This is a genomic window from Streptomyces sp. NPDC058086, assembly GCF_042885015.1.
In the GTDB taxonomy this organism is placed as follows: domain Bacteria; phylum Actinomycetota; class Actinomycetes; order Streptomycetales; family Streptomycetaceae; genus Streptomyces.
Window position 1 is genome coordinate 84363 of the sequence record NZ_JBHVST010000031.1, and the last position, 24022, is coordinate 108384.

The following is a 24022-nucleotide window of genomic DNA, read 5'->3' on the forward strand; positions in this document are numbered from 1 at the left end:
CGCGGGATGAGGACTCTGTCGGCCCTGACGGCGGCCGTGGCCGGGGGCGAGCTGAGCGCGGCCGAGGCGATCGCGGGTGCGCTGGAGCGCCTCGACCGTACGGAGTCCGACGTACGGGCATGGGTACGGGTGGACCGGGACGGAGCGCTGGGCGCTGCCCGGGAGCTGGATGCCGTGCCGTCGGGCGGCCCGCTGCGCGGCGTCCCGGTCGGGGTCAAGGACATCATCGACGTCGCCGGTCTGCCCACCGAGTGCGGATCGCCGCTGCGCCGGGGCCGGATCGCCGAGGCCGACGCCCCGCTGGTCGCGCGCCTGCGGCGGCTCGGCGCCGTTCCCCTCGGCAAGACGGTCACCACCGAGTTCGCGTACTTCGCCCCCGGCCCCACGAGGAACCCGCACAACCTCGCCCACACGCCCGGTGGTTCCTCCAGCGGCTCCGCGGCCGCCGTCGCCACCGGCGTGGTCCCGCTGGCTCTCGGCAGCCAGACCGCGGGCTCGCTCACCCGGCCTGCGTCGTACTGCGGGGTCGCGGGCTTCGTGGTGCCGGCCGGGTGTTCCCTCGACACGACGGGGTTCGTGGGCCTGTCGCACAGCCTCGACGCGGTCGGACTGTTGACTCCGACGGTGGCCGATCTCCGGCTCGTGTACGGGGCGTTGACCGGCTCGGACCGGCTCTCCCGCCCTCCGGGAGCGCCGACGCGCCCGCGGCTGGCTGTGTGGTCGGGCGGCGAACTGGCCGAGATCTCACAGGACATGCGGGCGGCTCTGGTCCGCAGCGTCGAGAACGCCGTCGCGAACGGCGCCGTGCTCGTGGACGTCGACTGGCCCGCCCTCACCCCCCGCCTCGTCGCGGCACACGTCACGGTGATGGCGTACGAGGCCGCGCGGATGCTGGCCGAGGAGAGCACCCACCCGGACCGGTTGAGCGCACCGCTCAACGAACTCCTGGCGCACGGCCGCTCCCTCACCGCCGGGGACTACGAGCACGCGCGGTCCGTCGCGCGGCGGGAGCGCTCCACGGTGCTGGCTCTGCTCGGCGACGTGGACGCCGTGCTCGGCCCGGCCGCCCCGGGTGCCGCCCCGAAGGGCCTGACGGCCACCGGGTCTCCCGTCCTGAGCCGCCCTTGGCAGCTCCTCGGCCTCCCGGCCCTGACCGTACCGGGCCACCGGGACGCCCAGGGCATGCCCCTGGGCCTCCAACTCGTGGGCCACCCGGACCGCCTGGAAGGCCTGTTCTCCCTCGGCCACGCCGTCGAACGGGCCGCGCGGGCGAAGGGCTAGGCCCTGTCGTCACATTCCCGTCTGCCCCGCGACGCCATGCACGCGCCCCCAAGTTCTCGGCTTCGCTCGAGCAGAGGGGACCCCCATGACGCCGCAGGGCCCGCCCTCCGGGCGGACGACGGGAATGTGACGACAGCACCTGGCGCGCGGCGACCGCCGACGGCCGCCGATCAGAACGGCTCAGTCCTCGACGACCGCCGCGAAGGACACGTCCGCCGTGCCGACGGTGCCCCCGCGCCGCCCGGGTGCGCTCTCCCACTTCCAGTAGAGGTTGGTGTGCGCGATCACCTGCTCCGGCGGCGGCGCGCCGTACGCGCTGAGGTCCTCCGTCGTGTGTGCGTCACCGACCAACGTCACGTCGTACCCACGTACGAAGGCCCCGTGCAGGGTGGCGCGGATGCACGCGTCGGTCTGGGCGCCCGTGACGACGAGCCGGCCCACCCCGCGCTCGGCGAGCAACGCCTCGAGGTCGGTGTCCTCGAACGAGTCGCCGTAGTTCTTGTGGACGAGGGGCTCGGCGTCGCGGCGGACCAGTTCCGGCACGTACTGCCAGCGCTCGCTGTCCCGCTCCAACTGCTCGTCCGAGTGCTGCACCCACACCACCGGCACGTCCTGCGCGCGAGCCTTGCCGACCAGGGTGTCGATGTTCGCGACCACCTCGTCGCGCCGGTGCGCGCCCGCCACCACCCCGTTCTGGACGTCGATGACGAGCAGCGCGGTGTTCGGCCGATCGGGCAGAGTCGTCATGAGGGCCTCCGGTGTCTCGTCCGTCCCATCCATCTCACTCGGCAGGCCGAGCGCACCCCTCTTTCTACCTTTTCTTTCTGCCTTTCGACGGCCAAAGCGCCAACTGCCCAGTCCGCGGGGCAAGGAGCCCCTCACCCCCTTTGAGCGCTCGCCCGAAGGAGTTCCACCGCGCGGGAGCTCCGGCCGTGTCGCCCAGCCGCTGGTGCCCCTTCCCCTCCCGGACACCGGGCCGTCACACCGGGCGGGCACGTTCCCCCCGTCCCCCTCCGCTCTGCCTCTCCTTGTGTCCGTCCGCCGGTACCGCGGGCGTGACGTGGAAGGACGATGTGCGCCGTGTCCCCGCTCCCGCTCGACGATCTCCCCGTAGCGCGCCCCGCCCCGGTCCGGTCCCCCGCCGCACGCCTGACCCGTCTCACCCATCTCACCTATCTCACCCGTCTCACACTGACCCTGCTGCCGCTCCTGGCGATCGGAGCGTGGGCGGCGGTCGACTGGCGCGCGGTGAGCGAGGGCGCCGCCCGGCTGGCCGCCGCCGATCCCCGGTGGCTGCTGGCCGGGGTCTTCTTCACCTGCCTGGGCTGGGTGGCCGCCGCGTGCGTCCGGCAGGGCGCCTTGCCGGAGCGGCTGCCGCCCGGGCCGCTGCTCGCCTCTCAGTTCGCCGCGGGCGCCGCGAACCACATCCTTCCGGCGAGCATCGGCGCCCACGCCGTCACCCTGCGCTTCCTCCAACGCCGCGGCATACCCCTGGCCCGAGCCACTGCCTCGCTCGCCCTGTACTCACTGGTCAAGCCGCTGGCGAAGACAGTGGTGCTCGTCGTCTTCCTCGTGGCCTTCCCGGACGCACTACGGCTCGGCGACCTCGCCCCGGACACCTGGACGTTGCTCATGGCCGCCGGGGCCGCGGTGCTCGGTCTCGCCACCGCCGCCCTGCTCCTGACGGTCGTACGCCCGCTGCGCCGCCCGGCGCTCGGCTTCGTACGCACCGCCCTGACCGAGGCGCGGACCCTGCACACCCGGCCCAGCCGCGTCCTCGCCCTGTGGGGCGGGTCGGCTGCCGCCCCGGTGCTCCAGGGGAGCGTGATCGCCTCGGTCGGGTTCTCGCTCGGGCTGCCGCTGTCCTGGGCTCAGGTGGTCCTCGCGCTGCTGCTCGCCAGTACCGCCGTCGGCGCGGTGCCCGCCCCGGGCGGCATCGGTCCGGTCGACGCGGCCATGGTCTTCACCATGGCCGCGTTCGGCGCCCCCGTGTCCCTGTCCACCGCGACCGTCATCGGCTACCGCGTCCTGACCGTCTGGATCCCCCTGCTCCCCGGCGCCCTCGTCCTCTCGGCGCTCGTCCATCGCAAGGTGCTGTGAGCCTCAGCCCTCGTCCGGCCCTCCGGGCAAAGGCCCGTTCCGTATGGTGACCGACCTTCACGAACCTTGGGCCGTCGGGACGCCATTGGCGGCCAGCTCGTCAATGAACTCGGCGACGTCGGCAAGGGCCTGCGCCTCATCGATGACCTCCGACGGGGTCCATCCGTGCTCGACCGTCCGCCCCTCGAAGGAGGCGAAGTCCGCCGCAGCGGCGACCACTTCCACGTCCAGCCGGATCGTGCGGGCGATGAGCCCGCTCACATGCCCGGACACGTATTCCGCCCTCTTTTACGATCGACAATCGTCATCACGTTCGATCTGGAGAGCAGCCTATAAACAGGGCTTGCCGAGATCGACTCCGCCTGGGGCGGCTACACCCACCACACGGACTCGTGGATCTTCCGTGAGGTCTTCCGGCACACCACGGGTCGGGTCCCCGACGAGGCCGAGACCCAGCGGTTCGCCGACCGGCTGCACGAACGCTTCCTGGCCGTCACCGATGGCGACGGCGTCGAGCAGATCCCCTGCGCGGCCGCCTTCCTGCGGGCACTGGCCGCGTCCGACGAGTACACCGTGGCGTTCGCGACCGGCGGGATGCGCGAGGTCACCGCCGCCAAGCCGGCGCCGCTGGACGCGGCCGGTTCCGGTGTCCACCGCCAGCGACCACACCTTGCGCGAGCACGTGGTCCGTGAGGCCATCCACCAGGCGGGCGACGGGTTCGACCGAGTCGTCTCCGTGGGCGACGGGCCGTGGGACGTACGAGCGGCGGTGGCCACCGGCAGTCAGTTCATCGGGATCGGTGGGTCCACGGCGCCCTTCGGCGCCTGGTTCCCGCACACGCACCTGTACGGCTCCTTCGACGAGATCGACCCCGCCGCCGACTTCAGCCTCACCCCGCCCGTGGGGCAGGTCGCCGCCGAGCCGGACGCGGACAAGGCGTTCGCCGCCCGCCCGGCGTCCTGCGACTGCTGGAACTGACCGCACGTCCACTCTCCGGCCTGCTCGGCCACCACACGGCACAGTTGCTCGAAACGGCCCGTGCTCGTGAGACTCTCCGAGGGCAGCCGGACGCCGAACTCCTCCTCCACGGCGAGCACGATCCGGACCTGCCCCGGCGAATCCCAGCCCGGTGTGAGCCCGACCCCACCGTTGCGCACGTCCACTTCGGACCCCAGGACTCTGCGCACCGCCGCCTCGACGCATGGCGAGACGAAACGACATCCGCGTTCATGTTGTACGACACGGCTTGTGCGGTCGGCGAGCAACTTGCCGGAGTCCTGGGCTCGTTGGCAGGCAAGACACGGATTCCGGCCTCCGGCTCAGCCCTCGTCCGGAGCCAACCGCAGCGAGATGCTGTTGATGCAGTACCGCTGGTCGGTCGGCGTCGAGTAGCCCTCGCCCTCGAAGACATGGCCGAGGTGCGACCCACAGCGAGCGCACCGCACTTCCGTGCGGACCATCCCGTGGGAGCGGTCCGCGATCAGTTCGACCGCGTCGGAGTCCTTCGGGTCGTGGAAGGACGGCCAACCGCGCCACATTCACAACAAGACCCTCATGGGTCCCAGCAGCCCCAGGCGGAACGGGCATGCCCCTCCGCCCACGGATCGTGCGGGACCCGCCCGCAAAGCCGACGCGCCCGACCTGCGCGGCAGCCGGCCGGGGTGGGACCGTGATCGCCGGCGAGGCCCCGTCAGGTACGTGCATACGCGGGTTAGGTGTCCCGGCCCACCCTCAGGCTGCCGACGGCACGTTCCAGTTCGGCGATGCGGTCGGCGAGCTCGGCCGACTGGGTTCCTTCGGCGTCGCGCAGTTGCAGCTCGATCTGGGCGAGCCGCTCGGTGATCTCCGCCAGCCGCTCGCCGCCGTCCGCCACCGCACCGGTGCCCGTGGTCCCTCCTCTCGGCTTGTCAAGGGCATCTCCCGTGGATTCCGCCGACTCTGAGGATCCCACTGGTCCCGTCGATTCCGCGGGCGTCCTCTCGCCGACCAGCAGCCGCCGCAGCTGCTCCGCTTGTGCGGCGAGCTGGCGGTTCTTGCGGTGCAGGTCCAGGAAGACGTTGACCTTCGTGCGCAGCAGCCACGGGTCGAAGGGTTTGGTCAGGAAGTCGGCGGCTCCGATCGCGTATCCCCGGTAGATGTAGTCCGTGTCAGCGTCGGTTCCGGTCAGCAGGATGATGGGAACGTCCTTGGTCTGGTCCAGGCGCTTGATGCTGGCGGCGGTCTCGAAGCCGTCCATGCCGGGCATCAGAACATCGAGCAGCACGACCGCGAACTCCTGGCGCAGCATCGCCTTGAGGGCCTCCTCTCCAGAGCGGGCGCGTACCAGCCGCTGGTCGAGTGAGCCGAGTACGGCCTCCAGCGCTACCAGGTTCTCCTCCATGTCGTCGACGATGAGGATGTTGGCCTTCTCGGGTGTGGTCGGGCTCATGGCTTCCGCCTCGGCGGGATTTTTTCGTCCTGCTCGACGGTGTGTGGTTCTTCCGCGGTTCTTGGCTCCGGTGCCGGGAGGGCGTCCTGCGGGTCGAGGAGGTCGCAGATGACCGTCAGCAGGCGGTCCACGTCCACGGGCTTGGGGACGTAGTCGGAGGCGCCGCTGTCGATCGCCTTCTCGCGGTCGCCCGGCATGGCCTTGGCGGTGAGCGCGATGATCGGCAAGTCGGCGAGGTGGGGCGTGTGCCGGATGACCTGGATCGCCTCGTATCCGTCCATTTCCGGCATCATGATGTCCATCAGGACCAGCGACATGTCGGGACACCGGTCGAGGACCTCGATGCCTTCGCGGCCGTTCTCGGCGTACTTCACGGTGATGCCGACGCGGCCCAGCACATGGGTGAGCGCGAAGACGTTCCGGATGTCGTCGTCGACGATGAGGATGTGGCGCCCTGCCAGCACGCGGCCGGGGCGCCCGCTCAGCCACTCCTTGAGCCGTGTCGTCTCCGGCCAGGCGTCGTCGCGGCCGTCGGCGCCCTCCGGAGTTCCCCTGCCGATCAGACTGTCCGCGCTGCCGAAGACGCCGCTCGGCGCGTAGTCGGCAGCGGACGGCGACGGTCCGGCCTGTCCGAGGAGCGCAGCGGGGGTGGTGGCGCCCGTGGTCCGCGGCGCCGCCGGGTCGGGCTCGGGAGGGACGCCGGGGTGGCGTGAGGGAACGTAGAGGGTGAAGAGGGATCCGACGCCCAGTTCGCTCTCGGCGACGATCCGGCCGCCGAGCAGCCCGGCGATCTCGCGGCTGATGGACAGCCCGAGCCCGGTGCCCCCGTACTTGCGGCTGGTAGTGCCGTCGGTCTGTTGGAACGCGTCGAAGATCACCGATAGTTTCTCGGGCGGGATGCCGATGCCGGTGTCCTTGACCGAGAACGCGATGACGGTCTCGGCGTTCCGCAGCACCTGGTCCTCGAACTTCCTTCCCGGCACGCGCTCGACGCGCAGTTCCACGCCGCCGGACGAGGTGAACTTCACCGCGTTGGACAGCAGGTTGCGCAGGATCTGCTGGAGACGCTGCTCGTCCGAGAGCAGCTCACTCGGCACGTTCTCGCCGACCGTGACCTCGAAGGTCAGGCCTTTGTCGAGGGTCAGCGGGCGGAACGTGGCCTGCACGTATTCCAGCAGCTTGACCAGCGGCAAGGCCTTCGGGCGCACATCCATCCGGCCCGCCTCGATCTTCGACAGGTCGAGGATGTCGTTGATCAGCTGGAGCAGGTCGGAGCCTGCACGGTGGATGGTGGCCGCGAACTGCACCTCCTGGTCGGACAGCCTGTCGTCCGGGTTGTCGGCGAGCAACTGCGCCAGGATCAGCAGCGAGTTGAGGGGGGTGCGCAGCTCGTGCGACATGTTGGCCAGAAACTCGGACTTGTACTGCGAGGAGGTGGCGAGCAGGGCGGCCTTCTCCTCCAGCGCGGCATTGGACCGCTGAAGCTCGTCCGAGCGCTTACGCAGCTCGGTGGTGAGGCGTTGGGACTCCGAGAGCAGGGACTCAGTGCGGGAGTTGGCGATGATGGTGTTGATGGAGACGCCGATGGTGGTGACGAACTGGTCGATGAAGGCGAGGTGTACGTCGCTGAATTTACTGAACGAGGCCAGCTCGATCACTCCGAGTACCTGGTCCTCGAAGAGGATCGGCAGGATGACGACGTTGGCCGGGAGTGCGGCGCCGAGCCCGGAGTTGATGGTGATGTAGTCCGCGGGGACGTCCGCGATGAGGATGCGCTTCTTCTCCAGGGCGGCCTGGGTGATCAGCCCGCGGCCCGGGGTCCCGGAGTCGAGCAGCGGGCCGCTCCCGCTGGCCGCGTCGGTACCGTAGCCGGCGATGAACTGAAGCCCCTCGCCCGGCCTGGCGGCCGCCTCGGTCAGGAAGAACGCCCCGAACTGCGCGTTCACCAGGGGTGTCAGCTCGCGCAGGATCAGGTCGGCGACCTCGACGAGATCGCGGTGGCCCTGCATGAGGCCGGCGATGCGGGCGAGGTTGGACTCCAGCCAGTCCTTGGCGCGGGTGGTCTCGCGGAGGTTGGCCACCATGAGGTTGACGTTGTTCTTCAGCTCGGCGACCTCGCCCTGTGCCTCGACCGAGATGGCTCGGGACATGTCGCCCTGGGTGACAGCGCTGGCGACCTCGGCGATCGCGCGGACCTGGGTGGTGAGGTTGGAGGCAAGTTCGTTGACGTTGGTGGTCAGCCGCTTCCACGTTCCGTAGACGCCCTCGACGCGGGCCTGGCCGCCCAGTTGCCCCTCGCTGCCGACCTCGCGGGCGACACGGGTGACCTCGGAGGAGAACGAGGAGAGCGTGTCGACCATCGTGTTGATGGTGGTCTTCAGCTCCAGGATCTCGCCGCGGGCGTCGACATCGATCTTCTTCGACAGGTCGCCGTTCGCGACGGCCGTGGTCACCTGCGCGATGTTGCGGACCTGCGAAGTGAGGTTCAGCGCCATGAAGTTGACGTTGTCGGTGAGGTCCTTCCACACCCCGGAGACACCACGGACCTGCGCCTGGCCGCCCAGGTTCCCCTCGGTGCCGACCTCGCGGGCGACGCGCGTGACCTCGTCCGCGAACGCCGAGAGCTGGTCGACCATCGTGTTGATCGTCGATTTAAGCTCCAGGATCTCGCCCTTCGCCTCCACCGTGATCGTCTTGCCGAGGTCGCCCTGTGCGACGGCGGTGGCGACCTGGGCAATGTTGCGGACCTGGGAGGTCAGGTTGTCGGCCATGAAGTTGACGTTGTCGGTGAGGTCCTTCCACACCCCGGAGACACCGCGGACCTGCGCGCGTCCGCCGAGCCGCCCCTCGGTGCCGACCTCGCGGGCGACGCGCGTGACTTCGTCCGCGAACGCCAACAGCTGGTCGACCATGGTGTTCACGGTGCTCTTGAGCTGCAGGATCTCGCCCCTTGCGTCCACGGTGATCTTCTGGCTGAGATCGCCGTTGGCGACGGCGGTGGTCACCTGGGCGATGTTGCGGACCTGCGAGGTGAGGTTCGAGGCCATGAAGTTGACGTTGTCGGTGAGGTCCTTCCACACCCCGGATACGCCGGGCACCTGAGCACGTCCGCCCAGTTGCCCTTCCGTGCCGACCTCGCGGGCGACGCGCGTGACCTCGTCCGCGAACGCCCGAAGCTGGTCCACCATCGTGTTCACGGTGAGCTTCAGCTCCAGCAGTTCGCCGGTCGCCTCGACCGTCACCTGCTGGGTCAGGTCGCCGCGCGCCACCGCCGTCGTCACTACCGCGATGTCGCGCACCTGTGCCGTCAACCGCGCGGCCATGGTATTGACGGCCTCGGTGACGTAACGCCAGTCGCCCGACAGGCCCTGCGCCGTGGCCCGTCCGCCGAGCCGCCCCTCGGTCCCGACCTCACGTGCGACCCGGGTCACCTCGCCCGTGAACAGGGACAGCTGGTCGACCATCCGGTTCACCACGCGCCCCAGGCGCCGCAGGTCACCGCGGAGTTGGCGGTTGCCGTCGCGCAGATCCACCCGCTGCGTCAGATCACCGGCCGCGACCGCGACCAGCACCCGCGTCGCGTTCGCGACCGGAGCCACCAACGCCTCCACGAGCTGGTTCGTCGCGTCCACGCTCGTCGCCCATGCCCCCTGCCCGGGGCTCGCTGCGATCCGCTCGTCCAGTCTGCCCTGCCGCACGACCTCGCGGCGCACCCGCTGGAGCTCCGCAGCCAGATGCGCGTTCCGCGCGCCGATCTGGTTGAGCACCCCCGCCATCTCGGCCAGGACGCCTTCATGCACACCCTCCACACGGACGGTGAAATCGCCGTCACGCAACGAATTCATCGCCCCGAGCAACGGCCACAGCTCGGCGGTGCGCACCCACTGCCCGTCCGGGGCGGAGCCCGGCCGGTCGACGGATTCCGGGGAGTGTGGGGCGGGGGAAGCGGGAGGCGGGGCCGAGTCGAGTGTCATGGCAGCCCACTCTCAGCAATCGGATCATATGGGTGGTTTATCGTAAAATACGTCACATAGGTGGAGTTTATCGTCACTGGAAACGTCATGGAGTCGCCCGTGGGGTCATTGCCCTCCCATCCGCGTGAGTTCGTCTCGCGGACGACCCTGCCCGCCGACGACTCCGCGGCCTCCGCGGCACGCGGGTTCGTACGCGCCGTGCTCGCCGAATGGACCGACCCGGCGATTCCCGCCTCACCGAAGATCACCGGCCGGCTCGTCGACGACGCCCTCCTGCTGGTCAGCGAGCTCGTCACCAACGCGGTCGTGCACGCCGGTACCACGATCGAGGTCGTCTGCCGCCTGGAGGCGGGGCACGGCCCGCCCGCCTCGTCCCCCCTCGACGTGGACGAGCCTGTCGGGGTCGTCATCGAGGTGGCGGACCGCCACCCCTCCCGCGTGGTGCGCGGCGGGAAGGACGCATGGCGCGAGCGGTACGGCCGCGGACTCCAGGTCGTCGGCGCACGGGCCGAATCGTGGGGCGTGACGTACCGGCGCGCCCAGAAGACCGTGTGGTTCCGGCTGGAGACCACGGCCGAGGAGCCCGAGACTGCCGGCGGCCCCTTCGACGGGGCGTCCCACCGCGAGCCGTACGCCGAAGAGATCCTCGCGACCGCCCCGCCGCACGACCGCCGCGACGGCACCGCCGAGTGGGTCGACCGCGGAGGGCCGTCGTTCCTCGCCGAGGTCAGCGAGCTCCTCGCCGGCCAGCTCGACCAGGACATGGTCGCCGCTCTGGCCGGGCAGCTGCTGGTGCCCAGGCTCGCCGACTGGTGCGGCGTGTGGCTGTCCACCGAGAACGGCGGGATGCGGCTCTCCTGCGTCTGGCACGCGGACGAACGGTGCATCGAGGCGCTACGCCTCGTGCTGGAGAAGGACCCGCCGCCCGCCAGGCTCGGCACGACCGGTATCCCCTGGCCCTGGCCAAAGGGCCCGGACACGGGCGGCGCGGGCGGCTCCGCGATCGCCTTCCCTCTGGTCACGGGTAGCCGCTGCCACGGCGTGCTATTGCTCGGCCGGGCGGGACTGCTGCAGATGACCGACGGTGTCGTGCGGCTCGCGGAGGACGTGGCGCGGCGTGTCGCCCAGGCGGTGGTCACGGCCCGCCGGTACACCCGGCAGACCACCATCAGCCGGGCGCTCCAGCGCAGGCAGCTGCCCGCCTTCCTCGCCAGCATCCCGGGTGTCGACACGGCGATCATCTACGAGCCGCACGGCCAGGGCCAGACCGTCGGCGGCGACTTCTACGACCTGTTCCCGATGGGAGACGGCCGCTGGGGCTTCCTGCTCGGCGACGTGTGCGGCCACGACCCGGAGGCGATGTCCGTCACCGGCCTGGCCCGGCACCTGGTGCGGCTGCTGGCCCGCGAGGGCCACGGCGTCGCATCAGTGCTCGGCAGGCTGAACGTCGCGATGGCGGAGGAGAGCGCTGAGGCCGTGGCGCTCAGCGGCGAGCAGGCCCGGCCCCGCTTCCTGAGCCTGCTCTACGGTGAGCTGGAGCCCGACCCGGTCGCGGGCGGCGCGCACTGCACGCTCGCCAGCGCCGGGCACCCGCTGCCGCTGCGGCTGTCCGTCGACGGCTCGGTGGCGCCCGTAGCGGACCCGCAGATGCTGCTCGGAATCGGCGAGGGCATCCAGTTCCACGCCAACTCCTTCGACCTCGTGCCGGGCGAGACGCTTCTCTGTGTGACCGACGGCGTGACCGAACGCCGCAGCGGGAACCGGCAGTTGGACGATGACGACGGCCTGTCCGAGCTGCTGCGGGGCTGCGTGGGGCTGAGCGCCAAGGCCGTCGCGGAACGCGTACGGCAGGTGGCGCACGACTTCGACACCGGGCCGGTCGACGACGACCTCGCGGTGCTGGTACTCGAGGCGCTCCCGATGCCCGCACCGGTGCCGGGGGCCGCTCGGGTGCGGCGCCGGGGATGAGGCCGCCACCGGACCACTGCCGGACACTCGGCCAAGGCCGGACGCCAGCCCTGTCCCGCTCGGACAGATGGGGGTTCCCCCGAAAAGTGCACACCGTTTCACGTTCGGCGACTTCGACGCGAAGATCAACGGACGGACGCCGCCTCGCTTGCCCCGCACGCCCAGCAGCTGGTCGACGACGTCGCCGCGCTGAAGAAGGACTTCTGCCGCCAGGACTTCGACCCGAACGACCTCCCGCTGCGCACCCACGAGATCCTCGAGAACACCCTGCAGCAAGAACTCACCGGCGCCGCCGACTACGGCGGCGGAACCTGGCCGGCCCCCACCGAGGCCAACATCAACGGCACCAAGGAACTCCTCGGCCTGCTGGGCCCTTGATGCACGCTCCACCGGCGGCGGCTACTTCTTCGCCCTCCCGGGCGTGAAGGACCGCTCCGACGGACTCGGTCCCCGCTTGCTGAACAGCTGAACAAACGTTCACGACAGAGCCTGCTCTGCCCAGATGATCTTGCCGGAGGGCATGTAGCGAGTTCCCCACTGCTCGGTGATCTGGGCGACGATGAAAAGGCCGCGGCCGCCCTCGTCGTCGTTGGCGGCGTGGCGGAGGTGGGGTGAGGTGTGCCCGGTGTCGGAGACCTCGCAGATGAGGCTCTGGTCGCGGATGAGCCGGACATGGATCGGTCCGGCTGCGTGACGGATGGCATTGGTGACCAGCTCGCTGACGATCAGTTCGGTGGTGAACGACAGGTCTTCGAGTCCCCACTCGGCCAGTTGGCCCGTGGTCGCCGCACGGGCGTCGCCGACCGTCGCCGGGTCGGCGTCCAGCTCCCACACCGCCGTCCGGTGCTCATCGAGCATCTGCGTGCGTACGAGGAGCAGGGCGGCGTCATCGCCCACGGGCCCGGGCAGCAACGTCGCCACCGCACGGTCGCAGAGCTCCTCCAGGGGAAGCCGGTGCTGGGCGAGAATGCCGGCGAGCAGGCCGAGCCCCACGTCGGTGCCATTGTCGGGGGCTTGGACAAGGCCGTCGGTGAAGAGGGCGATGAGGCTGCCCGCGGGTAGCTGGAATTCTGCGCTCTGGAAGGGCCGGCCACCCAGCCCCAGGGGTGGGCCCGGCGGGAGTTCCGGATAGGTGACGGCGCCGTTGTCCGGGCTCACGACAGCGGGTGGCAAGTGGCCCGCACGCGCCATGCTGCACAGCCCGGACACCGGGTCGTACACCGCGTACAGACAGGTCACCCCGAGGGCCTCGGCACCCTCGGAGCCGGTGCTGTCCCCGCCGTGCACACTCGCTTGTTCCTTGGCGTTCTGCCCGACCACGTCGTCCAGGTGCGCGAGAAGCTCGTCCGGAGGAAAGTCCAGCCGGGCGAGGACGCGGACGCTCGTACGGAGACGTCCCATGGTGACGGCAGCGTGCAATCCGTGGCCGAGCACCTCGCCGACGACCAGGCCGACACGGGAACCCGACAACGGAATGAGATCGAACCAGTCACCGCCGACCCCGGACCGGCTGTCGGCGGGCACGTAGCGGCTCGTCGGCTCGACAGCCGTCTGCGGCGGCAGGCTACGGGGCAGCAGGCTTCGTTGGAGCCTGAGGGAAGCGGCGTAACCACGCGTAGTGACCAGCATCAGCACGACGCCGAGCAGCAGGGCTCCGAGCCCCACGACGGTCACTCCGCCCGTCCGTCCGATGAAGGGCAGGTCGATGGAGGTGGCGCCGTAGTCGGGGTCGGCATAGACGACGAAGGCGGCGTAGTAGAAGAAGTAGAACATCATCAACCCGCCCAGACCCGGCAGCAGGCCCTTGAACAGGAAGTCCCGGGAGCTGCGGGTGAGCACCTTGCGGTAGTACCAGACACAGGCGAAACCGGTGAGGCCGTAGTAGAACGCGATCGCGAGGCCGACCGATTCGATGGAGTCGGCCAGGACGTTGCGGCTGATCGTCGTCAACAGGATGAGGAAGCCGATGGAGACCAGGCCCACGCCGACCGTCGACCAGGTCGGGGTGAGGAATCTGCGGTGGACCCGGGCGAGGCGGGAGGGGATGGCCTTGTGTGCGGCCATGGAGAAGACGGTCCGGGCCAGGGGCAGGATCGTGGTCTGGGTGGAGGCGACCGCGGAGGTCAGCACCATGAAGATCAGTAGCTTGCTGAAGAACCAGCCCGGGCCCTGGCTGCCGAAGACGGCGTTGCCCAGGCCCGAGAGCACATCCCCGGAGTTGTTCGTGTTGCCCAGCCCGATGCCCTCGGTGCCGACTCCGGCGAACGCTTGCGCCGAGGTGGAGACCAGGCCGTAGACGATCAGCAGCAGCACGGTGGAGATGACCGCCGCACGCCCGGGGGTGCGCGTACTGTCGGCGGTCTCCTCGTTGACGGTGACAGCGGTGTCCCAGCCCCAGTAGATGAAGACGGCGGCGAGGACGCCGGCGGTCAGTGCTCTGGCCGAGTCCACGTGGAGGGGGTTGAACCAGGAAGCGGAGACGTGGATCGCGGTCGGAGGCGGGCTGACGTAGACCTTGACCAGGGCCGTGACGGCGAACAGGACCAGCATCGCCACCTCGGTGCACAGCAGCCAGCGCTGAAGGGTGGCCGAGACCTCGATGCCGACGTAGCAGACCGCGGTCGTCACGATGATCCAGATGACGCCCGCGACGGTGGTCCACATCCTGCTGTCCGCGAGTGAGTCGAAGCCCAGGAGCCGGAAGCCGTAGATGCCGGCGATCTCTGCGAGGTTCGCCATGACGATGACGTCGGCGACGATGATGCCCCAGCCGCCCATCCAGCCCGTGCGCGGACCGAAGGCGCGGGTGGCCCAGGTGAAGGCCGTCCCGCAGTCGGCGTCGCTCGTGTTGAGCTCCTTGTAGGCGTAGGCGATCAGCAGCATGGGGATGAAGGCCAGCATCGTGATGATCGGGGCCTGCAGCCCGACCCCCGCCACAATGAGGCCGAGTGTGGCCGCCAGGCTGTACGCCGGGGCGGCGGAAGCCAGTCCGATGACTACGGAGGAGAACAGCCCCAGGGCGTCGGTTTTCAGCCCCTTCTTACCGGCGGCCGAGCCAGGCGCAAGCGGCGCGACGGACTCTGCGGGACCACCGAAGAGCTTCACATCTGATTCCAACTCCGCGGCTCGCTCGCGCGCAACACGGGCTTTCCGTGGTGGCGGCCCGCGTGCCTGGTGGGCATGCGGCGGATGGCGATGAGGGCGGCATCGTCGAGGCGTCCTCCGGTGCGGGCAAGCAGATCGCGCCGCAGGTGGTGGAGAAGGCTCTCGGGAGTGTTGTCGGTCCACCCGGCGGCGCGTTCGGCGAACGAGCAGAAGGTGCCGTGCCCAGGGCTGAGTAGCAGGGGTGCCAGGTGGCCGCAGTCGGTCATCCGGGTGGCGGGGTCCCCCTCGGGGAACTCCATGAGCAGGGCGGTGACGAAGCGCTCCCCGGCCTCCTCCGGTTCGAAGTCGGCCAGGTAGCGGCTGATGCTCTTCTCCAGCGCGCCGGCCGGCGCGGGCAGAGTCGTGTTCTGGTGGGCGGCCTCACGGAAGGCGCCGAGCAGGAGGGCGGCCTCTGCGATGGCGGCCAGGCCCTTGCCCCTCGCGTCGCCGATCATCGCGCCTGCCCGTCCTCGGTGCGGGTGGCGGCATACAGGTCGCCACCGATCTGGTCCTCGTCCTCGGCCGCCAGGTACAGGCAGGCAACCTGAAGTAGGCCCGGCCGGTCCGCCGGGACCAGGATGTCCACCACCGTGATCACCACGATGAGCACAACCGGGATCACGAGCAGCGCATGGCCCGATTGCCACGGCTGCCTCAGATCGGCAAGGCGCTGCCGAAAACCCACATCTTCCACAGTGCACCGTCCGGGGGGCGGCTGACGAGCGCGGGGTACGGCGCCTGTCTCGGCGCGCGACCGTCACTCCGCGTACGTGCCTCGACCGAAAGGTCTGGACAGCAATAGGCCCCAGGCGACTGGCAGAGCAAGTGACCGTTGTCGACGAGACATGAGAAACGCGACGCGCGGACGGAGGTGGCGGCGCTCCGGCCGGTCGCCGCGTACTGATCGCCGGCGCGTTGCCGGCGCTGTTCCTGGCGCCCGCCCACTCCACCTGACGTGCTGCACCCGTAGTCCCGGCTCTATGAGCTGATCCGCGAGGAGAGATCCGCGATGCCTGCCGTTCACCGGCCCCCACGCCGCACCCCGGACCGTGCCTGCACCGGCACGGCCGCGGTCGGGATCGGCGCCGTTGTCCTGGTCATCGTCTGCTGCGCCTGTCCCGCTGCCCCGGCATATCTCTGTCGACCGTCATTGTCCGTTCTGAAGGGCACGCTTGGGGCACGGCATGGCCGGAGGCACGCCCGGTCGGAGCGTGTGGTCCTTGTTGCGCCGGGCAGGGGTCGCGCTGCGCAGCGTGCCCGGTGGGGCGCTGCGTACTCAATCATCCATGGCGTGCGTGCGGGTACCGAGGGTCGGACTATCCGGGGTGCCGTCGGCTTCGGCGGTGCACGTGGCTGCCCAAGGTCTCGAGGGCGCCAACCTTGACGAGGACGGCCGCCAGTACGGTGCCGACCATCCAGCCCGTCCATCGCGGGGCGGACAGCACGGCTTCGGGTGCGCCTGTGCAGCGCCGTGCCCAGCAACTGCTGCAAGCGCCTTCACGACACGGTCACCCAGGAGGAGGGCGTCGGCGCGGGTCTGTCCGTAACCGGCACGTCCTGCGGTCAGGCCTCTACGGCAAGACATACGTCGCCACCACCGCGACTCTCCCACCACGAAACCGCTGGTCACGCCCTTCCCATCTGGTGGTAAGCCCGCCGAGGGTTCGAGCCTGCGCAACCAGTCATCGAATCTGACGAACTCAGTGACGTCAGCCCGCGCCCCCGCGGCTCCCTCGTGACGGGCTCCCGCCGGCGGATCGGCGTTCGCGACGCGCCACCCTCCCCCGATGTTCTGGCAGAGCCCCCGGCGCACGGAGCACCTATTCCTCGTCAGGGATCAACCGCATCGAGATCGAGTTGATGCAATACCGCTGGTCCGTGGGCGTCTGATACCCCTCGCCCTCGAAGACATGCCCCAGATGGGAGCCACACCTGGCGCACCGCACCTCGGTCCGCACCATCCCGTGTGAATGGTCGGACACAAGTTCCACCGCATCCGCGTTATGTGCATCAAAGAAGCTCGGCCAGCCGTCGAGCTTCGCGCATGCACACTTCTCCAGCCGAACAACGCGGCACGACCACGGCAGATCACCGTCGGCCGCCCACACCAACGTCCCGACCGGCAGCGGGCGCAGCCGTTTGGCGATCGCCACCACCGCGGGACGCGCCGGATCGCCGCGGGCGATCACCTTGGGCCGCTGCCGGACGGCCACCTTCCGCAGGCGCCGATACAGCGTGCGGCGACTCATCTTCGGCCGTCCCAGGTACCGATACAGTCGCGGCACCGTCCACAGTCCGGGCTGTTTGAGCAGGGCGCTGATCCTCGCGCCCAACCGGCTGCCGCCCAGCCTGGGACGTCCGCAGCGGGGCCAGTCGTCCAGGCCGGCCGCCCCGCAGATGGTGAAGCGGCCGATCGAACGGCGCTCCGTGGCCGCGTCATACTCCAGCAGCACGGCGATCTGCGCCGGTGACAGGCCGTGCAGCGACAGCAGTACCATCACCGCTCGCGCCGCCATCGGCCACGCAGCAGACCGCGTAACCTCTCGCACCCGGTGACGGACGCATTGGCGAACATGGTGGACGGGCCCACACTGACCACGACCTCGCCGGGCGGGCGGACGGTGCTGACACCTCGATCGAACGCCCGGCGAGGGCCGTGTCAACGCCCCGCCCCAGACGGCCTCAACTCCCGTTACGCACAGAACCACTGGAAACGCGCTGAGCCGCAACAGCCCCACGGGCATGCCCTGTGCGGACAGCACTGGTCGACAGCGGCCGAGATCCGTACCGCCGCCCGGGCGGGCGGCTGACGGCGACGGTGGCCTGCCGATCAGGACGGAAGAGTTGCCCCCGGTCTGATGGACGCGGACAGGCTTGGCCTCGTCGGCTGAGAAATGCCGGTCTCTCAACCGCCGACGAGGGCGACGAGCTTGATGAAGACCAGGTCGGGATCGGCGATGAGATCCACGACTTCGTCGAGGTCCTCGACCTGGCGATCGCCGGCCAGCACGAAGAACCCGTTGGCAAGGAAGGCTCGCTCGGCGATCTCGGCCTGGCGCTCCCAGTCGATGCGGCGGGGCTCGCGAAGTCGGTAGCCGTTCAGCTCCATCTCGGCGTCGTCCGGGCGGACGAGTCCGTTGAAGCGATCGCTCGGGCGGGCGTTGTGCCGGGCGACCTCCTCGCGGACCCGGAGCCTGATCAGCTCCCGTACGGTCATCCGTTCGGGCAACCCGGCGACCTCCCACTCGGTGAGCGGCTTGCCCGTCGCGGTCTCGTCCCGGAACGTCACGGTGGCCATCAGGCACCTCGCTTGATCTGCGTGAGGATGGACTCGTCGGTGATCTCGGTGTCGGCGGCCAGCAGGAATGCCTTGCTGAGGATCAGGGTGAGCCGTTCGTCCTCGAACGGCAGGAACACCTTGCCGTCCCCCGAGCGCCGTGCCGGGACGATGCACAGGTAGCTGTCGTCCGGTTCCATCAGGATGTTGGCCGAGCCCAGGTGGATCTTGTACGTGCGCAGCTCGCCGCGGACGATCAGGAAACGGCCGGCGAGCGTGCACCGGTCGGCGATCTTCAGGCGCGGCAGGATCCGCGCCAGCACGTCGCGGCGCGCCTCGGCACTCTCGGTCAGCTCGGCGAACCCGGTCCGCTCCCAGTAGGTGCGCTCGGGGCCGCCGTCGGTCCAGTCGGGATCGGCGGCGATCGAGGTCACGCCCACGAAGAGGTCCACGTCGCGCATCGCCTCGCTGAACACCAGCGGGGGCACGTCGGCGAGCGGTGCCTCGCGCCAGGCGCCCGCCACCCGGCGGTCGAAGCGCACCTGGTCGGTCGCGGCCAGTTCGTCGTCGCCCGCCCAGTCGGCCCAGCTGTGGAAGAAGCGGACCCGCCACTCCCCCGCCGCCAGGGTGCGCTCGGCCTCGTCGCCGTCCCCGCCATCCCAGGGGCCGAGCCGGTCGCTCTTCCATCCCCGGGCCCGGAACAGGGCGAACATCCTGAGGTAGTGGACGATGTGCGCGGCGAAGCGGTTGGAGTAGACGCGGGTCTGCTCCTCGGCCGGGGTGAGGAGGTAGATCTCGCGGAACGCCTGCTTGAAGGGCTGCCGTATGCACCTCTCGGTGAGCAGATCCCGCCAGGCCCGCACGGCGTGGGGGTCGGAGCGGAGCGGGTGCCAGAGCCGTACGGAGGCGTCGTCGGGCGCGTCGGGAAGGTGCTCGTCCGTCTCGGGCAGTACGGCCCGCCATTCGCCGGGTGCGACCTCGATCTCCCAGATCAGCCGGCGTACGAGGGTCCGGGCGAGGGGGTGCCCGGCCAGCTCGGTGCGCCACCAGCCGTACGGGTGGACGGCCTCGACGGTGAAGCCCCCCTCCAACGCGCGTACGAGGGTGACGAGTTGGGCGTTCACCCGCTTCACCAGGTCGCGCAGCTCCTTGACCAGGGCGGCGTGGTCGCGGCGGACCGGCGCCGGGACGCTGCGCAGCGGGCGGCCGTCCTTCTCCCAGGTCAGCGTGGCGGTCTCGGCGACCATGACGACGGCCTGGTAGTCGCCGGCCGTCCGGCGCAGGACGCCACCCACGGCGGAGCCGCTGATGGACGCGGTGTCGAACTCCAGCCTCGGCAGCCGCAGCGCCACGTCGGTCCGCTCGGCCAGGGCCGCGTCGACCTTCTTGAGCATCTTGTCGAGTTGCTTGGGCACCCCGGCGTGCCGGACAGTCCGGCGCACGGTGCGGATCGCGGTCACCAGCTCGGGCGTCGGGAAGTCCTGCGCGGCGCGGACCACCTCGTACAGCAGGGCCTGCGACGGAAGCGTCTTTGCCGCCGTCGGGGCGAGGGCGACGCCGGGCAGCAGCCGCTCGAACAGCTCCGGCAGCCAGGGCTCGTCGCGCAGCAGCGCCACCCGCAGGGCCTGTCCGAGCGAGGTGATCTCACGGTCCGTGAACGCCTTGTCCGCCCGGTAGGGGATCTCGCCCGCCCGGATCGCGTCGGTGCGGTCGGCCGCCGCGTCCAGCGCGCGGCGGGCGAACGTCACGTAAGCGGGGTTCTCGGCCGACCTGCGCCACGCGTGCGCGAGCGGCGAGACGAACCTGTGGTCCCGGTCGATCTCGGACAGCAGCGCCCGTTCGGCCGGGGCGAGGCCGGCACTGACGGCGATCTCGTCCGCGACGATGGGGCCCACATCACGGGAGAGGCGCTCCACGGCCGCGCGCAGTGTCCCGTCGCCGGCGATCCCCGCGACCGCGAGCAGCGCGTACGGCTGACGCACGGTGTCCTTCTCCAGCCAGAATCCGACCAGGGTGCGGGCCGGTTCGGACACGTCGGGCAGCGGCCCCGTGCAGCGCTCCAGCGCGCCCAGGCCCAGGGTGAGGTCCACCCAGCCGCGCTCCTCACACTTTTCGACGAGCGCCTCGAACATCCGGCGGCACGCGTCGGGCGTATAACGCGGCTGCCGTTCCCCGGCCGCGTCCTCGACCGCGAAGCGGACCATCGTCATCGCGTGCGTGGCCGAGGCGTCCACCCGGTAGGCCGCGACGAGCAGGCTGCCGAGCTCCTCATCGGAGACCTGCGACAGATCCGGGTGCCTGTCCTTGTCCTCGAGCATGAAATCCGGGTCGGTCAGCGCGCGCATCAGCCGGGCTGCGAGGTCCATCAGGCACCCCTCTTGATCTGGCGGAGGATCGTGTTGTCGGTGATCTTCGTGTCAGCGGCGAGCAGAAACGCCTTGCTGAGGATCAGGGTGAGCCGTTCGTCCTCGAACGGCAGGAACACCTTGCCGTCGCTCTTGCCGCGCGACGGGACGATGCACAGGTAGCTGTCGTCCGGTTCCATCAGGATGTTGGCCGAGCCCAGGTGGATCTTGTACGTGCGCAGCTCGCCGCGGACGATCAGGAAGCGGCCGGCGAGCGTGCACCGGCCGGCTATCTTCAGGCGCGGCAGGATCCGCTCCAGCACGTCGCGGCGGACCTCGGCGCTCGCCGTCAGCGCACCGAACGTGGCCGTCCGCCAGTACCCGGCATAGCGGTCCCCACCCCGGTCGGTCCAGTCGGGATCGGCGGCGATCGAGGTCACGCCCACGAACAGATCGACGTCCCGCATCGCCTCGCTGAACACCGGCGGGGGCACCTCCGCCAGCGGAACCTCCCGCCAGCGCCGGCCGTCCCGCCGCTCGAAGCGGACCTGGTCCGTCGCGGCGTGCTCGGGCGCGTAGCCGCTGCCGTCGTCGTCCGCGGCGGGCTCGTGGTGGAAGCAGGCCCGCCACTCGCCGTCGCCGAACTCGGCCCGCGCCTTCCCGTCGTAGCCGCCGTCGTGCCGGCCGAGGAAGTTGGCCTGCCAGCCGCGTTCCTTGAACAGCGCGTAGAGCTGCCGGTAGTGGACGATGTGGGCGGCGAACCGGTTGGAGTAGACGCCGGTCTCCTCCTCCGCCGGGGTGAGCAGGTAGATCTCCCGGAAGGCCTGTTTGAACGGCTGCCGCAGCCGTTCGGCGACGAGCCGCTCCCGCCACGCCCTGATGTCGTCCGTCGACGCCCGGATCGGATGCCACAACCGAACACGCTCGGGCCGGCCGGGCGACTCGGCCATCGGTGCCACCGCACGCCACGTGCCGTCCGCGCCCAGGAACTCCCAGATCAGGCCGCGGACGAGAGCCCCGGTGACCGGATGGTCGCGGTAGTGGCGGCACCACTCGTCGTACGGCCACTCGCGCCCGGCCGACATCAGCGCCTCGACGCGGGCCCGCTCACCCGACAGTGTCCCCCGCACCTCCTTGGCCAGTGCCTTCAACTCCTGTAGATCGTCCGGGAAGCCGTCCTTCACCGCCGCCGGAGCCGTGCGGGACGTCCCCCCGTCGGGGCGCGTGAAGGTGATCCGCACGGTCGCCGCTTCCTCGATCGCCACCCGTACCCGGTGTCCGCCCAACTCCCGTTCCAGCGAACCGTCCGGCGCCAGGCCATGGTCCGGCACGCTGCGCTCGATGAGCTGCTCGGCTGTGATGCCCTGCTTCCCGGCTGCCGTCACCAGCGCGGTGTCGAGCTGCTTGCGCAGAGCCCGGTGCCTGATCCGGGACTGCAGCCGCCACAGGGCCTCCAGAGAGGTCGGATCGCCGGTCTCGGCCAGTGCGTTGATCGCCGCGCCCGCGAGCTTGAGGTCCTCTATCACGTCGGTTCCGGGTCCGCCGGTCCGCAGAGCGAGGGCGCCGAGGTGCCGCACCGCGGCCGGGCCGTCGGCCAGCGCGGCCGCCCAGACTATGCCGCGCGCCAGGTCACCGTCGTTCTGCTGGACGACGTAGTGGTAGTGGTAACCGTCGTGAAGCCAGCCCGTGTGCGCACCGCTTCCCCTGCTGCACAGCGGATCGTCCTCGGCCAGCGCCCGCAGGACGTCGGCCACGAGGTCCCGCGCCGACGCCGCGTCCGCGAGTTCGAGGCACGTCCGCCGCCACCTCTGCGTGGGACGCGGCCCCGACAGGCTCGCCAAGTGCCGTACAAAGCCCGCCAGTTCCGGCGTCGGAGAGGTCTTCGCACGGTCGCTCAGCGGGGAGGCCCAGGGAGCGTCGGCGGGGATCAGTCCCTCGGGGACGTACGCCTCGTCCACGCTCGCGAGCAGCGCGCGGAGGCGCTGGGCGAGCGACGCGCGCAGGCGCGCCTCGACAGAGGTGTCCATGAGCTCCGTGTGTGCGTGCCGCAGCCAGGGCATGACCGCACGGCGGCCGTCGGCGTCGAGCTGGTCGGCGGCGTTCAACACCAGCCCCAGCGAATTGGCGAACCAGAAGCCCATGTCGTACTCGGTGGCGCGGAGCAACATCACCGCGATCTCGTCGGGCGTCCAGCCGCGCACCCGCGAGATCAGGGGCCCGATCTCGACGTCGTACTGCCACAAGCTCGTGTCGTCGAAGCAGGCGGCCAGCATGAGGCACAGGACCGCGGCCCTGCCTTCCTCGTCCGCGCAGGCCGCGAGCCGCGCGTCGATCTCGGCCTGGGTCGCCGCGCCCGCCGCCCTGGATCGCCGGTGCTCGTGCCCCATGGACCGCCGGAACTCGGTCCGCTGACGTTCCAAGAGGGCGACGAGCCAGCGGACGCGGTCGAGCGCGGCGGACCTCACGTCGTCGAGTGAGTCGTTCCTACGGGATTCGGCCACCAAGGCGTCGTACAGCATGGCGGGATGATGACAGAGGGGACTGACAATGAGATCAACTCAAAGGATCCTCCCGTCTGTTCATGTGATCTCCGGGTCCAACTACCGGCGGCCCGGAGGCGGTCCATGCACAGCGTCCGGGAACCGAGCCGTGTCTCGTCCCGCGGCGCCCAACGTCCACATTTCTGAAGCCGGACACGAGCCTCCACTGGCACGACCGTGATCACGGGCTACCGATTCAGCCGGACGACCGTCTTGATCACCAACTGCCCGCCCCCGACCGGTGACTTCCCTCATTCCCACGTCCCGTGTTCCGCGCCGAGAGTTTCGAACCTGCACAAGGGCACCAACGAAGGCTCGGCTGCACTTCACCGACCCGTCCCCGGGGCGACCGGCACCAGCCGGACCGCCCCTCCACCCTCACCGTTGCACAAATCCGCAGATCAGCGCCCCGCACACGACCAGCCATGTTTTGTGGCTCCCGCCCAGGACTCGAACCTGCGGCCAACACCGGCTCGGAGTGGCTGGCCTATCCCCCGTCCGCCAGCCCCCACCACAGCAGGCCATACAGCGGTCCGGGAGCCATGTTCCGGGAAACAGCGCCACACCCCCGCCGTTCCCAACCGCCCCGTACCGACCCGCTGGCTACGGATTTCACGGCCAGATGCCCTGCAATCCAGTTAACGCTCCGTCAGGCGAATCCAGCGACAATCCGGCAGTGGTACGGACAACCAGGTATGACAACAGGTGCCGAGACGTCAGGACATCCCGCTCGGATCCAGCACCGGAAACAGCGACGGGGTCGACCCTGGCTAGGGCCTGTCCGGCGGATCAGGTCGCAGGAAACGGGCGGTGCAATATCGACGCCGGTGAGCGGGGCTTGGTGCGTGCAGCTGCAAGGCGGAGGAGGGAGTCGACGCGGAGCGTCGGCGACCGACGACAACGCGGCAGATGGGCGTGCCAAGCCCCGCGTCTGCGACCTGATCCGCCGGACAGGCCCTAGGGC

The 24022-nt window shown here is 70.3% G+C and carries 15 protein-coding genes and 3 pseudogenes; 4 read left to right on the forward strand and 14 right to left on the reverse strand.

Annotated elements, in window-relative coordinates; translation table 11 throughout:
* Nucleotides 1–6: 6 nt before the first annotated feature.
* On the forward strand, nt 7–1281 hold the full coding sequence (locus tag ACFVWD_RS24495; protein WP_389598960.1) for an amidase: 1275 nt from the start codon (nt 7–9) through the stop codon (nt 1279–1281).
* 180 nt (nt 1282–1461) lie between these two features.
* On the opposite strand, the gene ACFVWD_RS24500 is transcribed toward ACFVWD_RS24495, so the two are convergent.
* Nucleotides 1462–2028 carry a cysteine hydrolase family protein gene (locus ACFVWD_RS24500; protein WP_389598962.1) on the reverse strand — a complete coding sequence of 189 codons (567 nt, stop codon included), beginning with the start codon at nt 2026–2028 and terminating at the stop codon, nt 1462–1464.
* A 333-nt stretch (nt 2029–2361) separates the two neighbouring features.
* Between ACFVWD_RS24500 and ACFVWD_RS24505 the strand changes: the two genes are divergently transcribed.
* Entirely contained in the window at nt 2362–3381 is a 1020-nt protein-coding gene (locus ACFVWD_RS24505) for a YbhN family protein (protein ID WP_389598964.1), read from the forward strand.
* A gap of 57 nt (nt 3382–3438) precedes the next feature.
* Here ACFVWD_RS24505 and ACFVWD_RS24510 read toward each other — a convergent pair whose 3' ends face one another.
* Together ACFVWD_RS24510 and ACFVWD_RS24515 are read right to left on the reverse strand one after the other, a co-directional pair.
* Nucleotides 3439–3654 (reverse strand): hypothetical protein, encoded by a 216-nt coding sequence (locus tag ACFVWD_RS24510; RefSeq protein WP_389598965.1) that lies wholly within the window; start codon nt 3652–3654, stop codon nt 3439–3441.
* 57 nt (nt 3655–3711) lie between these two features.
* Complete coding sequence (locus ACFVWD_RS24515) at nt 3712–4035, reverse strand: hypothetical protein (protein WP_389598966.1); 324 nt, start codon at nt 4033–4035, stop codon at nt 3712–3714.
* Between ACFVWD_RS24515 and ACFVWD_RS24520 the strand changes: the two genes are divergently transcribed.
* Entirely contained in the window at nt 4028–4360 is a 333-nt protein-coding gene (locus ACFVWD_RS24520) for a hypothetical protein (RefSeq protein ID WP_389598968.1), read from the forward strand. The two genes, ACFVWD_RS24515 and ACFVWD_RS24520, sit on opposite strands and share 8 nt — an antisense overlap.
* Before the next feature lie 341 nt (nt 4361–4701).
* On the opposite strand, the pseudogene ACFVWD_RS24525 reads toward ACFVWD_RS24520, so the two are convergent.
* The 3 genes and pseudogenes from ACFVWD_RS24525 to ACFVWD_RS24535 form a co-directional block, all read right to left on the reverse strand.
* Nucleotides 4702–4911: pseudogene (locus tag ACFVWD_RS24525) on the reverse strand (peptide-methionine (R)-S-oxide reductase); the annotation flags it as partial.
* Between the two features lie 182 nt (nt 4912–5093).
* The gene (locus ACFVWD_RS24530; RefSeq protein WP_097286616.1) at nt 5094–5810 is read right to left on the reverse strand and encodes a two-component system response regulator; all 717 of its coding nucleotides are present in this window, start codon (nt 5808–5810) and stop codon (nt 5094–5096) included.
* Nucleotides 5807–9784 (reverse strand): HAMP domain-containing protein, encoded by a 3978-nt coding sequence (locus ACFVWD_RS24535; protein ID WP_389598969.1) that lies wholly within the window; start codon nt 9782–9784, stop codon nt 5807–5809. Before ACFVWD_RS24535 ends, ACFVWD_RS24530 begins: the two co-directional genes overlap by 4 nt.
* A gap of 87 nt (nt 9785–9871) precedes the next feature.
* On the opposite strand from ACFVWD_RS24535, the gene ACFVWD_RS24540 reads away from it, so the two are divergent.
* Nucleotides 9872–11752 (forward strand): SpoIIE family protein phosphatase, encoded by a 1881-nt coding sequence (locus tag ACFVWD_RS24540; protein ID WP_389598971.1) that lies wholly within the window; start codon nt 9872–9874, stop codon nt 11750–11752.
* A 477-nt stretch (nt 11753–12229) separates the two neighbouring features.
* On the opposite strand, the gene ACFVWD_RS24545 is transcribed toward ACFVWD_RS24540, so the two are convergent.
* From ACFVWD_RS24545 to ACFVWD_RS24580, 8 genes and pseudogenes are all read right to left on the reverse strand, one after another.
* Entirely contained in the window at nt 12230–14857 is a 2628-nt protein-coding gene (locus ACFVWD_RS24545) for a SpoIIE family protein phosphatase (protein ID WP_389598972.1), read from the reverse strand.
* Nucleotides 14854–15351 (reverse strand): SpoIIE family protein phosphatase, encoded by a 498-nt coding sequence (locus ACFVWD_RS24550; RefSeq protein WP_389598973.1) that lies wholly within the window; start codon nt 15349–15351, stop codon nt 14854–14856. Before ACFVWD_RS24550 ends, ACFVWD_RS24545 begins: the two co-directional genes overlap by 4 nt.
* Nucleotides 15348–15590 (reverse strand): hypothetical protein, encoded by a 243-nt coding sequence (locus tag ACFVWD_RS24555; RefSeq protein WP_389598975.1) that lies wholly within the window; start codon nt 15588–15590, stop codon nt 15348–15350. The genes ACFVWD_RS24550 and ACFVWD_RS24555 overlap by 4 nt, the downstream gene beginning before the upstream one ends.
* A 1126-nt stretch (nt 15591–16716) precedes the next feature.
* Nucleotides 16717–16926, reverse strand: a pseudogene (locus tag ACFVWD_RS24560) (peptide-methionine (R)-S-oxide reductase); the annotation flags it as partial.
* A gap of 63 nt (nt 16927–16989) precedes the next feature.
* Nucleotides 16990–17471 (reverse strand): annotated as a pseudogene (locus tag ACFVWD_RS24565) (IS630 family transposase); the annotation flags it as partial.
* 330 nt (nt 17472–17801) lie between these two features.
* Nucleotides 17802–18194 (reverse strand): hypothetical protein, encoded by a 393-nt coding sequence (locus ACFVWD_RS24570; protein WP_097286612.1) that lies wholly within the window; start codon nt 18192–18194, stop codon nt 17802–17804.
* Nucleotides 18194–20539: a DUF4132 domain-containing protein gene (locus tag ACFVWD_RS24575; protein WP_389598977.1), complete on the reverse strand. Its 2346-nt coding sequence runs from the start codon at nt 20537–20539 to the stop codon at nt 18194–18196. The genes ACFVWD_RS24570 and ACFVWD_RS24575 overlap by 1 nt, the downstream gene beginning before the upstream one ends.
* Nucleotides 20539–23037 (reverse strand): DUF4132 domain-containing protein, encoded by a 2499-nt coding sequence (locus ACFVWD_RS24580; RefSeq protein ID WP_389598979.1) that lies wholly within the window; start codon nt 23035–23037, stop codon nt 20539–20541. The genes ACFVWD_RS24575 and ACFVWD_RS24580 overlap by 1 nt, the downstream gene beginning before the upstream one ends.
* Nucleotides 23038–24022: the final 985 nt, after the last annotated feature.

Excerpts from the sequence above, each read along its gene's own strand:
- ACFVWD_RS24495 (WP_389598960.1), top strand. The coding sequence starts at position 7 with ATGAGGACTCTGTCGGCCCTGACGGCGGCCGTGGCCGGGGGCGAGCTG.
- ACFVWD_RS24540 (WP_389598971.1), top strand. The coding sequence starts at position 9,872 with ATGGAGTCGCCCGTGGGGTCATTGCCCTCCCATCCGCGTGAGTTCGTC.
- ACFVWD_RS24535 (WP_389598969.1), bottom strand. The coding sequence starts at position 9,784 with ATGACACTCGACTCGGCCCCGCCTCCCGCTTCCCCCGCCCCACACTCC.
- ACFVWD_RS24570 (WP_097286612.1), bottom strand. The coding sequence starts at position 18,194 with ATGGCCACCGTGACGTTCCGGGACGAGACCGCGACGGGCAAGCCGCTC.
- ACFVWD_RS24550 (WP_389598973.1), bottom strand. The coding sequence starts at position 15,351 with ATGATCGGCGACGCGAGGGGCAAGGGCCTGGCCGCCATCGCAGAGGCC.
- ACFVWD_RS24580 (WP_389598979.1), bottom strand. The coding sequence starts at position 23,037 with ATGCTGTACGACGCCTTGGTGGCCGAATCCCGTAGGAACGACTCACTC.
- ACFVWD_RS24575 (WP_389598977.1), bottom strand. The coding sequence starts at position 20,539 with ATGGACCTCGCAGCCCGGCTGATGCGCGCGCTGACCGACCCGGATTTC.
- ACFVWD_RS24500 (WP_389598962.1), bottom strand. The coding sequence starts at position 2,028 with ATGACGACTCTGCCCGATCGGCCGAACACCGCGCTGCTCGTCATCGAC.
- ACFVWD_RS24530 (WP_097286616.1), bottom strand. The coding sequence starts at position 5,810 with ATGAGCCCGACCACACCCGAGAAGGCCAACATCCTCATCGTCGACGAC.